Here is a 12682-nt window from a genome sequence, read left to right on the forward strand (position 1 = left end):
GTCGCCAAACTCGGTGTTCAATACACGGAACTGCGTTCAGCATTTCGAACAAGCCGGAGGTCGTGGTCGTGAAACTGCCCGCGTTCGCGTACCAGCGCGTCGAGTCGCTCGAGGAGGCGACTGCGTTGCTGGCGAGGCACGGCGCGGACGCTCGGGTGCTGGCCGGCGGGCAGAGTCTGTTGCCGGTGATGGCGTTGCGGATGTCGCAGCCGGCGCTGCTCGTGGACATCACCAAAGCCGCTGACCTGGGCGGTCACGCCATCCGGAACGGGCGGGCGGTGATCTCGGCCGCCGTGACCGCCCGCACCGCCGAGCAGTCGGCCGGACATCCGCTGCTGACCGACTGCCTGGCCAAGGTCGGCCACGTCGAGATCCGCACCCGCGGGACCGTCTGCGGCGCGGTCGCGCACGCCGATCCGGCCGCCGAGATGCCCGCGCTGCTGTTGGCGCTGGACGGGGCTGTCAGGGTCGCGAGCGCCACCCGCAGACGCAAGGTGGTCGCCGCCGACTTCTTCCTCGGCCCCTACTTGACCGCGCTCGGAGAGGGTGAGCTGGTCGCCGGCGTCGAGCTGCCGGAGCTGGCCCCGACCGCACGGGCGTCCGTGCTCGAGATCGCCCGCCGCGATGGCGACTTCGCGCTGGTCGGCGTCATCACCGTGCTCGACGCCGGGCCGGACGGGCGCTGCACCGACGCCCGCATCGCCCTGTTCGGGGTGGCCGGCACCGCCAAGCGGGCCACGGTCGCCGAACAGGCACTGCTCGGGGCGGAACTGACCCCGCAGGTGCTGACCGAGGCCGCCGCACATGCGTTCGACGGCCTCGACGTACTCGGGGATCTGCACGGATCAGCGACGTACCGGCGCAAGGCCGGGGTTCGTCTCGTCGAGAAGTCACTGCGGGCAGCGCTACCTCTGGAGGTCACCCATGCGTGAGGCCAACGATCCGACACCCGTGTCTCTGACGGTGAACGGTCAGCGGGAGACCGCTCGGGTAACGCCGCGCACCACCGTCGCTGACTGCCTTCGGCACGAGCTCGGACTGACCGGCACGCACCTCGGCTGCGAGCACGGCGTGTGCGGCGCGTGCACGGTGCTGCTCGACGGCGCGCCGGTGCGGAGCTGCCTGACGCTTGCGGTGCAGGCCGACGGCGCCGCCGTCGAGACAGTCGAGGGCCTGGCCGAACGGGACGGCAATGAGGCGGTCCTGCATCCGCTGCAGGAGAAGTTCTGGAAGCACCAGGCGCTGCAATGCGGGTTCTGTACGCCGGGGTTCCTGATGGCCGGGGTCGTCGCCGTCGAGGAGGAGCCGACGATGTCGCGGGAGCGGATCCGGGAGCGGCTGTCCGGCAACATCTGCCGCTGCACCGGTTACCAGCCGATCGTCGACGCGGTCGCCGAGTACGCCGAGGAGCGGAGCCGGCATGAATGACTCGACGGCGATCGACACGTCGACGTGGGTCGGCCGACGGGTCCGGCGGGTCGAGGATCCCAAGATCCTGCTCGGCAAAGGGAAGTACGCCGACGACGTGACGCCGGCCCGCTGCCTGCACGCCGCCTTCGTCCGCGCGCCCCTCGCGCACGGCACGATCACCCGGCTCGACGTCGACGCGGCCCGCGCGCTCGACGGCGTCCACGCGGTGTTCACGGCCGACGACGTCAACAAGGTGTGCCGGTCGTGGAAGGGGCTGCTCGACTGGCCCGGGCTCGTGTCCGGCGACCAGCGGCCGCTCGCCACCGGAAAGGTCCACTATGTCGGCGAACCGGTCGCGATCGTCGTCGCCGAGAGCAGGGCGGTCGCCGAGGACGCGCTCGAGCTGGTCGAGGCGGAGTACGCCGAGCTGCCCGCGATCGTGGACGCGGTGGCCGCGGTGACGGCCGACTCGGTGTTCGTGCACGACGAGCTCGGCACGAACCTGGCCTTCGAGAGCACCTTCGGCAGCGGCGATGTGGCCGCGGCGTTCGCGGCGGCGGCCGAGGTCGTCGAGGTCGGCATCTCCACCGCCCGGCACACGGCGACCGCGATCGAGCCGCGCGGCGCGGTCGCCGAGTTCGATCCGACCGCGCGGTCGCTGACCGTGCGGTTGTCCACGCAGGCACCGCACATGCTGCAGTCGACGTTCGCCGAGCTGCTCAGCCTGCGCGAGTCGAACGTGCGGATCCTCACCGACGAGGTCGGCGGCGCGTTCGGCATGAAGGCGCACGTCTACCCGGACGAGCTGGCCACGTGTGCCGCGTCGATGCTGCTCGGCCGGCCGGTGAAGTGGATCCAGGACCGGGTGGAGGCGCTGCAGTCCGACACGCAGTCGCGCGACGAACGCGTCACGGCGGCGCTCGCGCTGTCCGAGGACGGCACGATCCTGGGGCTGCGCGCGGAGATCGTCAGCGATGGTGGCGCGTTCTCCGTCTATCCGCGCAGCATGGTGACCGAGGGCATCCAGGTCGCGACGATCATGCCCGGCCCGTACCGGATTCCGGCGTACGCCGGGCACCTGCGGGTCGCGATCACCAACAAGGCGCCGCTCGCGGTGTACCGCGGGGTCGGCCACCCGGTCGCGATCCTGGTCATGGAGGCGGTCCTCGACGAGGCCGCCCGGCGCTTGGCCATCGACGCAGGTGAGCTGCGCCGCCGCAACCTGATCGCCCCGGACGAACTGCCGTACACGTCGATCACCGGCCACGTCTACGACTCCGGCTCGCACCAGGAGTCCCTGGCCCGGCTGCTCGACCGCATCCCGGCGCGCGAACCGGCGCCCGGCCGGCTGCTCGGCGTCGGGATGTCGTGCTTCGTCGAGGTCACCGCGCCCGGCGTCGCGTTCTACGGCGCACGCGGCGCGCCGATCACCGCGCACGACCAGGTGGAGGTTCGCGTCGAGGCGGACGGCTCGGTGACCGTGCTGCTCGGCACGCCGGGTCAGGGGCAGGGCTTGCACACGACGGCCGCGCAAGTGGTCGCCGACCACCTCGGCGTCCCGTTCGACCGCATCACGGTGATCTCCGGCGACACGAAGACCGTCCCGCACGGGACCGGGGTGTGGGCATCTCGCTCCGCGGTGGTCAGCTCCGGCGCAGCGGCGTCGGCGGCCCGCGAGGTGCGGGACCGGGTGCTGGCGATCGCGGGGCACCTGCTCGAGATCGATCCGGGTGACCTCGAGCTGACGGACGGGTCGGTGCGGGCGACCGGCGTACCGACCGTCCGGATGGGAATCGACGAGGTCGCCGAGGCGGCGCACTGGCGGACGCACAAACTGCCGGAGGAGCTGCGGATCGGGCTGTCGGTGGTCGGTGAGTACGTCGGCCCGAACGTCACCTTCAACAACGGCGCGCACGCGGCGGTGGTGGAGGTCGAGGAGGACACCGGCATCGTCCACGTCGTCGACTACTACTGCGTCGAGGACTGCGGTGTCCTGATCAACCCGACCATCGTGGACGGACAGGTCCGCGGGGGCGTCGTGCAGGGCATCGGTGGCGCGCTGTACGAACGGCTGTACTACGACGAGAACGGGCAGCTGCTGACGTCCACGCTGCTCGACTACCTGCTGCCGACCGGTCCGGAGCTGCCGGACATCGACGTCACCCACATCGAGACTCCGAGCCCGAACACCATGCTCGGCACGAAAGGCGCAGGCGAGGCGGGCGCGGCAGGCGCGCCGGCCGCCGTGCACAACGCGGTCAACAACGCGCTGGCACAACGGAACGCGCGCGTGTGGCATCAACCCATCACCCCGGAACGGGTGCTGCGCGCTCTGGACGAGGCCGCGGGGGAGGAGTGGCCGGACGACCCGGACACACCGAGCCTCCCACCCCTACCCACCCTCCAGAAAGGACAGTGATGTCCGGGAGCGAGTTACTTCTCACCACGTTCAACGGCCTCAGTTTCGCCGGTCTGCTCTTCCTCGTCGCCAGCGGCTTCACGCTCATCTTCAGCCTGATGGGCGTGCTCAACCTGGCGCACGGCACCTTCTACCTCTGGGGCGGCTACCTCGGCCTGGTCACACTCGGCGCGACCGGCAGCTGGCTCGTGGCGCTGCTGGTCGGGGCGCTCGGCGTCGCGGTCGGCGGCGGCATCCTCGAACGCGTCGTCTACCGCCGGGTCCGTGGGCTGGAGCTGTCCGAGGTGCTGCTGTCGGTCGGCGTCTCCCTCGTGCTCGCCGACCTCGCGCTGGCCCGGTTCGGCGGCGACTCACTCACCATCGATCCGCCGGGCGCGCTCGCCGGCAGCGTCGCCCTGGGCGACTTCGTCGTACCGAAGTTCCGGCTCGCGGTGATCGTCGCCGCGCTCGTCGTCGCGATCGGGTTGTGGGTGCTGCTCAAACGCACCAGGGTCGGCGCGATCATCCGTGCCGGCGTCGACGACGAGGAGATGCTCGACGCGCTCGGCGTCAACGTGCGGCGAGTCGCGGCCGGTGTGTTCGTGCTCGGCGCGTTGCTGGCCGGCGCGAGCGGTGTCGTCGGCGGCGTCTTCTTCGGCGTCTACCCCGGCGCGGACGCCGAGATGCTGCTGTTCGCGCTGGTGGTCGTCGTGGTCGGCGGGCTGGGCAGCCTGCAGGGCGCGGTACTCGGCGCCCTCGCGGTCGGCCTGGTCTACAGCTTCGGTGTGACGCTGGCGTCCGACCTCCTCTACTTCATCTTGTTCGGACCGATGCTGCTCGTGCTGGTAGCGCGGCCGCGCGGACTTCTGGGCGGGAGGCTCTGATGTCCAATCTGATCTCCAAGAACGCGGCTGTCCTCGGCGCACTCGCTGTTGTGGGTCTGTTGGTTCCCTACGTCACCGGTCAGTACTGGGTCGGTATCGCCACCGAGGCGATCATCTTCGCGATCGTTGCCCTCGGCCTGAACGTCCTCATCGGGCACGCCGGGCTCGTCTCGGTCGGCCACGCCGGGCTGTTCGCGGTCAGCGCGTACACCGCGGCGCTGACCCAGACCCGCTACGACCTCGGCTTCCTCACGTCGGCGATCGTCGCGATCGCGGTCACCATCGCTGTCACCGCGATCTTCGCGATCGCCGCAGTACGCACCACCGCCATGTACTTCCTGATGATCACCCTCGCGACCGGCATGCTGATCTGGGGCCTCGCGCACCGGTATTCGGCGCTGACCGGCGGCGAGAACGGTGCGCTGTCCGGCATCCGGCCCGGCGGGTTCACCCAGTACTACCAGTACTACTGGCTCGTGCTTGCGGTGTTCGTCGTGGTCGCGGCCGCGTTGTGGCTGTTCCTCCGGTCCGGCGCCGGGATCCGCATCCGCGGTACTCGTGACAGCGCCGTACGGATGACCAGCATCGGCTACTCGCCGTCCGGGCAGCGGTTCGTCGCGTTCCTCGTGTCCGGCGCGGTCACCGCGATCGCCGGGGTGCTCTACGCCGGCTACTACCCGGTGGTCAGCCCGTCGACCGCGCACCTGTCCACGTCGATCCTCTTCATGCTGATGGTGATCGTCGGTGGCTCAGGCATGTTCCTCGGCCCCGCCCTCGGCGCGATCCTGCTGACCGTACTGCGGGCCGCGGTGTCCGCGGAGACCCCGCGCTGGCCGACGGTCATGGGCATCGTCCTGATCGTCGTGGTCCTGTTCGCCCGCAACGGCATCACCGGCACCGTCGCACAGTGGCTGAAGTCCCGGCGCGCCAAGAAGCTCGCGGCCACCGTCGCCGTCGCCGGTGCGCTGACCGCGTGTGCGCCCGCCCTCGCCACCGACGCCGACGCGGAACGGACCACCGGTCCGATCACCGTCGGGTACGTCGACAGTCTGTCCGGCGCCCTGGCCGGTGCCGGGCTGGACATGTTGCAAGGCACCCAGCTCTGGCTCGCCGAGCACGACAACAAGATGGCCGGCCGGGAGGTCGACCTGCTCGTCGAGGACGACCAGGGCTCGACGGAGACCGGCGTACAGGTCACCAAGCGGCTCGTCGAGCAGCGGCAGGCCGACCTGGTGATCGGCCCGCTCGCCGGCAACGTCGGCGTCGCGCTCGGCCGCTACGTCACCACCACCGATGTGCCGCTGGTCTACCCGATCCCCACGAGCGACGTCTTCGTCCACGACTCGTACCCGAACGTCTTCCCGGTCACCGGCACCGCACCGCAGTTCAACGTGCCGCTCGGTGAGTGGGCCGCGAAGGAGGGACACGACCGGGTCGTCACGATCTGCTCGGACTACACGTTCGGGCAAGAGGTGTGCGGCGGGTTCGCCAGTGGCCTCACCGCGTCGGGTGGCTCGCTGGCCGGTCAGCTGTGGCCGCCGCTGGGCAGTTCCGACTTCGCGCCGTTCATCTCGCAGCTGCGCCAATCCGACGCCGACGCCGTGTTCGTCGGGCTCATCGGCGCGGACAGCGTCAAGTTCCTCAAGGCGTGGCGGGACTTCGGCATGGACGGGCGGATGACACTGCTCGGCTCCGACCCGTCGTTCGACCAGGCCGTACTGCGTGGTGTCGGCAAGGCCGCGATGGGTCTGGTGTCGATCGGGCACTACGCCGAGGGTCGTGACTCGCCGGCGTCCAGCACGTTCGCCGCGGCGTTCCAGAAGAAGTACGGCAAGCTGCCGAGCTACTACGCGGCGAGCGGCTACCTCGCGGCCGACTGGACCGCCCGCGCGCTCGAAGCCAACGGCGGCAAGGTCGGCGACGCGACCGACTTCGTCCGGACGCTGCGCACGATCTCGTACGACGACAGCGTGTTCGGCCCGATCAGCGTCGACGACCGCGGCCAGCCGATCTACACGGTGTACCTGCGCAAGGTGAAGCCGGGCCCCGGCGGGCTGCCGTGGAACACGGTCACCGAAGAGTTCCCCGACGTCGGCGCCACCGGAGGACTGTCCTACGAGGAGTACCTGGACCGGCCCGTGTTCTCCCGCGAATACCAGGGGGCGACCAAATGACACTCACACTGACCGGCGTCGGCCGCGAGTACGGCGGCCTGCGCGCCATCGACGACGTCACGTTCGAGGTGCGGTCCGGCGAACGGGTCGGCGTGATCGGCCCGAACGGCGCCGGCAAGACCACGCTGTTCCGGGTCATCGCCGGCGGAGAGCGGGCCAGCAGCGGGAACCTGCGGTTCAACGATCGCGACATTTCCCGCAGCCCGGCCCGCCGTCGCGCCCGCATGGGCATCGGCCGCACGTTCCAGATCACCGCGCTGTTCACAACGCTGACCGTCGCGGAGAACCTGCGCCTCGCCGCGCGCGGCCGGCCGCTCGACGAGGTGGTCGAGCGGTTCGGGCTCTACGACTGGCTGGACACCGAGGTCGCCGACCTCGGCTACGGACAGCAGCGCATGGTCGAGTTGGCCGTCACGTTCGCGACCGGCGCGTCCGTGCTGCTGCTCGACGAACCGGCGGCCGGCCTCGGCGCGGCGGAGCGGGTCACCGTCTCCGACGCGATCCGCGACCTGCCGGACGACGTGACCGTGCTGCTCATCGAGCACGACATGGACCTCGTGCTCGGGCTGGTCGACCGGGTCCTGTGCCTGTCCAACGGAAAGCTCGTCGCGGACGCGCCGGCCGGCGAGATCCGGTCGCATGCGGCGGTCCGCGAGGTGTACCTCGGAAGTGGGGACGACGAATGAGCACCTTCACGGTGAGCGTGCTGTCCGCCGGCTACCAAGGGCATCCAGTGATCTCCGATGTCGCGCTGACCGTCGCGCAGGGCGAGGCGGTCGCACTCGCCGGCCGCAACGGCATGGGCAAGACCACGACCCTCAAAGCGTTGATGGCGCTCTCGTCGCCCCGCGTCACGGCCGGCAGCGTCCGGTTCGGCCAGACAGAGCTGGCCGGGCGCAAGCCACACGACGTTGCCAGGGCTGGGATCGGTTACGTGCCCCAGGGACGGCGAATCTTCCCGAGTCTCACCGTCAGCGAGCACCTCGATGTGGTCGCCCGGCCTGGGCCGTGGACGGTGGAGCGGGTGCACGGCCTGTTCCCGCGCCTCGCGGAACGGACCGGTCACCGCGCCGGCACGCTGTCCGGCGGCGAGCAGCAGATGCTCGCGATCGCGCGGGCGCTGATGACCAACCCTCGGCTGCTGTTGCTCGATGAGCCGAGCGAAGGGCTGGCGCCCCGCGTGGTCCGGCAGGTCGGCGACATCATCCGGCTCCTGCACGAGAGCGGGGTCGGCGTGCTGATCGCCGAGCAGGACCTGTCCATGGTGCGGCGGGTGTCCGACCGCGTGTATTTCATCGACCGCGGCAGCGTCGCCGCCGAGCTGCCAACCAGTGAGCTGTCCGAGCGGGACGACCTGCTCGACCGCTACCTCGGCGTGTGACGGGAAGGAACATCGTGAAGACGATCAACCACTACATCGGCGGCGGGCCCGTCGCCGAGGCGCCGCCTGAGTGGGCGGACGTCCACGACCCCGCGCTGGGCACGGTGTCCGGCCGGGTCGCGCTCGGCGGCGGCGAGACCGTCGTACGTGCCGTCCGGGTCGCCCGCGACGCGCAGACCGACTGGGGCGCGGCGTCCCTCGGCGCGCGGCAGCAGGTGCTGCTGGACTTCGTGCGGCTGGTGCAGGAGAACCGCGACGCGCTCGCGACGATGATCACGTCCGAGCACGGCAAGACGCTCACCGACGCGCACGGCGAGATCAACGCCGGCATTGATGTCGCGAAGTTCGCCTCCGGCATCCCGCACCTGATGAAGGGCGAGTTCAGCGAGAACGTGTCCCGCGGCATCGACACCTACTCGATCCGGCAGCCGCTCGGCGTGGTCGCCGGCATCACGCCGTTCAACTTTCCCGTCATGGTGCCGATGTGGATGTTCCCGATCGCGGTTGCCTGCGGTAATGCGTTCGTACTGAAGCCCTCGGAGAAGGACCCGTCGGCGTCGAACGAGTTGGCCGCACTGGCCGAACGGGCTGGTCTGCCGCCGGGCGTGCTCAACGTCGTACACGGTGGTGCCGACGCGGTGAACTCGATCCTGACGCACCCGGACATCGCCGCGGTCAGCTTCGTCGGGTCGACACCGATTGCCAGGCATGTGTACGAGACCGCCGCGGCGCACGGGAAACGCGTGCAGGCGTTGGGCGGCGCGAAGAACCACCTGGTGGTGCTGCCGGACGCGGACCTCGACGCGGCGGCCGACGCGTTGGTGTCCGCCGCGTACGGTTCGGCGGGGGAGCGGTGTATGGCGATCTCGGTCGCCGTCGCGGTCGGCGACATCGGCGACGCGTTGCGGGACAAGCTGGTCACCAGGATCGGCAAGCTGTCCGTGGTGGACGGTCGGGCCGCGGGTGCGGACATGGGCCCGCTGGTGACGGCCGAACACCTCGAGAAGGTGCGTGGGTACGTCGCCGCGGGTGTCGAGGCCGGCGCGCACCTGGTCGCCGACGGCAGGGCCGCCGACTTGCCTGCCGACGGCTACTTCCTCGCACCAACCCTGTTCGACCACGTCGACCCGTCGATGTCGATCTACCGCGACGAGATCTTCGGCCCGGTGCTGGTCATGCTCCGGGTCGACAGCCTCGACGGGGCGATCGGACTGGTGAACGCGAACGAGTACGGCAACGGCGTGTCCGTGTTCACCCGGGACGGCGTGGCCGCGCGGCGGTTCCAGCACGCGGTGCAGGTCGGCATGGTCGGCCTGAACGTGCCGATCCCGGTGCCCATCCCGTACTTCCCGTTCGGCGGCTGGAAGAAGTCCCTGTTCGGCGACGCGGGCCAGTACGGCGAGGACGGCGTACGGTTCTTCACCCGTCGCAAGGTCGTGACCAGTCGCTGGGCCGAGACCGGCGGCGGACTGGACCTGCGCTTCCCGGGGGCGGCGGCGGCATCGTGAAGCTGACACATGCGTTCGACGTGCGGTTGCCGGTGGAACAGGCGTGGCAGGTGCTCACCGACCTGGAACGGATCGCCCCGTGCGTGCCGGGCGTCCACCTGACCGAGGCCACCGATGACGTCTATCGCGGTGGCCTGAAGATCAAGGTTGGCCCGATCGCGGCGACGTACGAGGGTGAGGCCCGGTTCGTCGAACGCGACGTCGAGGCGTGGACGGTGGTGTGGCAGGCGTCGGGCCGCGAGACCCGCGGAAAGGGCGGCGCGTCGGCCACGGTCACCATGCGGTTGGAGCCGGTCGGGGCGGGCACCCACGTCGCCATCGATACCGACCTGTCGATCTCGGGCCGCCTGGCCCAGTTCGGCCGGGGCGTGATCGTCGAGATCAGCAACGGTCTGCTGAGCCAGTTCGTCACGACGCTGGAGAACGAGATCGCAGGCAACCGCGGCCCGGTCGCGGTGACGCCCCGCGCCGCGGCGCCCGCCACCACGAACGGCACCGCGCAGAAGGTCCAGAAGAAGACGCTGACGAACCTCGCCGCGGAGAACTGGCCGGACGACGCCCCGGTGACCGCTGACGATCTTGCCGGAGGCGATAGTGCCGCCGACGACTCCGAGCACGGCGCCGTCGCGCGCGGATTCGGTGGCGGCCGCACCGATCCCGACGGCCGCCTCGACCTGCTCCGTGCCGTGGCGCTGCCCATGGCCAAGCGAGTGGCACCAGTTCTCGCTCTGTTGGCGGGTGCGGTGTTACTGGTTCGAAGGCTTCGGCGATGATCATGGCGTGCCCGACGTCAGTGGGAAACCCACCGTGCCTGCCGTAGCCCGAGCCGCCCGCGCCCTGGAAGTGGTGTCGGACGCGCCGAACGGCCTGACCCTCAGCGAGATCGCACGCGCCATCGGAGCGCCGAAGAGCAGTTGCCTCTCGGTCTGCACCACTCTCGTCGAGGCGGGGCTGCTCGTGCGCTCCGACACCGGCAGCTACCTCCTCGGCTGGAAGCTGGTCCAGCTCGGCCGTGCCTACCTTGCCCGCTCCGACATTGCCACGGAGTTCCGCCGGGTCGACACCGAACTGGGCCTACTCCCGGAGGACACCATCCTGCTGTCCATCCTGGACGGCAGAAACGTCCTGTACGTCGGCACGCGACACGGCAGCCGCCCGGTCGGCGTGCACTACGAGATCGGCATGCGTCTCCCTGCCCACTGCACTGCCAGCGGCAAGTCCCTGCTCGCAGCTCTCCCCGTCGCCGAACTGGACGCCCTCTACGCCGACAACCAGTTCGACGTACTGACCCAGCACAGCATCGCCAACCGATCCCACCTGGACTGCGACCTCGAGAACATCCGCGCCCGCCACTACGCCATCGACGACGAGGAAACCGCCCTCGGCATGATCTGTGTCGGCGCCGCCGTCACCGACAGCTCCGGCCGCCCGGTGGGCGCATTGAGCGTGAGCATGGTCAAAGCAGCAGTCGACCAGAACCGAGGCAAACAAGCCGCCGAGTCCCTCCTGCGCCTGGCCCACACGCTGACCGCTCGCCTGGGCGGCCCGGTGCACGCCCCAGTGCCCGTCGACTCGCTGCCCCTACAGAACCGCCGCCCCTGACCGAGACGCTACGCGCGTCGGTCAATGGGCAAGTTGGTCCCGCTCCGGTTCGGACGCGACTACCGCCGGCGGCGCGGACTTGAGCAGCTCGTCGAACCGGTCGCCGGCGTCGGCGGGCAGCGGGCCGGCGTAGTCGAAGCCGAGGCGCTGCGCGAGGTCGCGGGCGTGAAGGCGGACGGCTGCCTCGACAAGCCGGGCATAGCTGTCCGTCGCGGCGCGGGTGCGCCGACGTGCGGTCAGTCCGAGCAGGGCCGCGATGATGGCGGCGGGCCACCACAAGTAGGTCAGCGGTGCATAGAGCACCGCCCACGCCCCGAGCTCGGTTGCCCGAGTCATGGCAGTCCGTGCCGCGGTGATCTCCTTCCGCGCCTCATCGGGAAGTATCAGCCACAGGTGCGGCCAGAGGAGGGCGAGGTCGAGCCGATGATCCCGGAGCAGCCGTACCGAGACGCCGTGGATCCGGTCACCGCTCCAGGTCGGCCGGTCCGGCCTTTCGATGGCGATCGACGACCTGACGTGGAGCGCGGCATGTCGCGTCTCCGGATCGAGCCGACGGTTCATCGCCATCGCGTGCGCTGCTTCGGCCCATCGAGTGCTGTATTCGCGGTGCGCCTCGTCCCACCGGCTCTGGCGCGCTCGAGTTCGGCGCCGCGCGACCCCGCGCGCCGGGCGCGGCCAGGACTGCCAGTCCGCCGCCAGCACCACCCGCTCGATCGCCGACCCAAGGACGCGAGCGACCAGTCCAACCGCCACGGACATGGCGAGCGCGGCCACCAGCAACACAACCTGGCCGCCAACGGTGTTGACCGCGGGATCATGCGCCCACTCGGTGATCCGGTGCACCAGCCGGGAAACATCCAGCGCGTGCGCCTGACCGACTGCCCGCGCGGTCGCCACGATCGCGAGAAACAGCGCGCCAGGCAGCGCCAGCAGGCCGAGCCACCTGTCGGCGAGGTCTTTGCCGAGCTGGCCACTGAACCCAGCGAGAATCCCGGTCACGGCGCGAGCGTCGTACGTCGGAGGGGAGCATCGGTCACGGCACAGAGTGGTACGTCGCCGCGGTCCGGCCAGGCGAAACGTGTGCACGGATGGCCGGCGCGCGGACACAGCAGGACGGGCTCTCGGGGGCGATCGCGGTGGATCCCGGCCAGCGTCGTCATCGACGCGTCCCGGTTGCGGCCGAACACACCGACGGCGTCCTGTGCCTGGCGCAACGTGCGGTGCACGGTTTCGAGCAGGTCGACCGGGTCTGCTCCGTCGCACAGGGCGGCGAGCAGTTCGTCGAACTGTCGCAGACCGTCCGCGGGGCCACGGGTCAAGGTGGC

At 70.4% G+C, this 12682-nt stretch carries 12 protein-coding genes; 10 read left to right on the plus strand and 2 right to left on the minus strand.

Translation table 11 applies throughout. From position 1 onward, the window contains the following. Positions 1–68 precede the first annotated feature (68 nt). From ACGFIF_RS16825 to ACGFIF_RS16870, 10 genes are read left to right on the plus strand one after another with little or no spacing between them, the layout of a single operon-like run. Positions 69–932 carry an FAD binding domain-containing protein gene (locus tag ACGFIF_RS16825; protein ID WP_393155341.1) on the plus strand — a complete coding sequence of 288 codons (864 nt, stop codon included), beginning with the start codon at positions 69–71 and terminating at the stop codon, positions 930–932. Beyond that, positions 925–1428: a (2Fe-2S)-binding protein gene (locus ACGFIF_RS16830; RefSeq protein ID WP_393155343.1), complete on the plus strand. Its 504-nt coding sequence runs from the start codon at positions 925–927 to the stop codon at positions 1426–1428. Before ACGFIF_RS16825 ends, ACGFIF_RS16830 begins: the two co-directional genes overlap by 8 nt. Further along, entirely contained in the window at positions 1421–3829 is a 2409-nt protein-coding gene (locus ACGFIF_RS16835; RefSeq protein WP_393155345.1) for a xanthine dehydrogenase family protein molybdopterin-binding subunit, read from the plus strand. The genes ACGFIF_RS16830 and ACGFIF_RS16835 overlap by 8 nt, the downstream gene beginning before the upstream one ends. After that, complete coding sequence (locus ACGFIF_RS16840) at positions 3829–4692, plus strand: branched-chain amino acid ABC transporter permease (RefSeq protein ID WP_393155347.1); 864 nt, start codon at positions 3829–3831, stop codon at positions 4690–4692. The genes ACGFIF_RS16835 and ACGFIF_RS16840 overlap by 1 nt, the downstream gene beginning before the upstream one ends. After that, positions 4692–6866: an ABC transporter substrate-binding protein gene (locus ACGFIF_RS16845; protein WP_393155349.1), complete on the plus strand. Its 2175-nt coding sequence runs from the start codon at positions 4692–4694 to the stop codon at positions 6864–6866. The genes ACGFIF_RS16840 and ACGFIF_RS16845 overlap by 1 nt, the downstream gene beginning before the upstream one ends. After that, positions 6863–7552, plus strand: coding sequence for an ABC transporter ATP-binding protein (locus ACGFIF_RS16850; RefSeq protein ID WP_393155350.1), 690 nt, complete (start codon positions 6863–6865; stop codon positions 7550–7552). Before ACGFIF_RS16845 ends, ACGFIF_RS16850 begins: the two co-directional genes overlap by 4 nt. Further along, positions 7549–8247: an ABC transporter ATP-binding protein gene (locus ACGFIF_RS16855; RefSeq protein ID WP_393155351.1), complete on the plus strand. Its 699-nt coding sequence runs from the start codon at positions 7549–7551 to the stop codon at positions 8245–8247. The genes ACGFIF_RS16850 and ACGFIF_RS16855 overlap by 4 nt, the downstream gene beginning before the upstream one ends. Positions 8248–8258: 11 nt before the next feature. Beyond that, on the plus strand, positions 8259–9755 hold the full coding sequence (locus ACGFIF_RS16860; RefSeq protein ID WP_393155482.1) for a CoA-acylating methylmalonate-semialdehyde dehydrogenase: 1497 nt from the start codon (positions 8259–8261) through the stop codon (positions 9753–9755). After that, the gene (locus ACGFIF_RS16865) at positions 9752–10528 is read left to right on the plus strand and encodes an SRPBCC family protein (protein WP_393155352.1); all 777 of its coding nucleotides are present in this window, start codon (positions 9752–9754) and stop codon (positions 10526–10528) included. The genes ACGFIF_RS16860 and ACGFIF_RS16865 overlap by 4 nt, the downstream gene beginning before the upstream one ends. Before the next feature lie 7 nt (positions 10529–10535). Further along, entirely contained in the window at positions 10536–11357 is an 822-nt protein-coding gene (locus ACGFIF_RS16870; protein WP_393155353.1) for an IclR family transcriptional regulator, read from the plus strand. A 21-nt stretch (positions 11358–11378) separates the two neighbouring features. Here ACGFIF_RS16870 and ACGFIF_RS16875 read toward each other — a convergent pair whose 3' ends face one another. Both ACGFIF_RS16875 and ACGFIF_RS16880 read right to left on the minus strand, forming a co-directional pair. Further along, positions 11379–12356, minus strand: coding sequence for a hypothetical protein (locus tag ACGFIF_RS16875; RefSeq protein WP_393155355.1), 978 nt, complete (start codon positions 12354–12356; stop codon positions 11379–11381). Further along, complete coding sequence (locus tag ACGFIF_RS16880; RefSeq protein ID WP_393155356.1) at positions 12353–12676, minus strand: hypothetical protein; 324 nt, start codon at positions 12674–12676, stop codon at positions 12353–12355. The genes ACGFIF_RS16875 and ACGFIF_RS16880 overlap by 4 nt, the downstream gene beginning before the upstream one ends. Positions 12677–12682 lie beyond the last annotated feature (6 nt).

Source organism: Kribbella sp. NPDC049174 (assembly GCF_043197365.1).
Taxonomy (GTDB): domain Bacteria; phylum Actinomycetota; class Actinomycetes; order Propionibacteriales; family Kribbellaceae; genus Kribbella.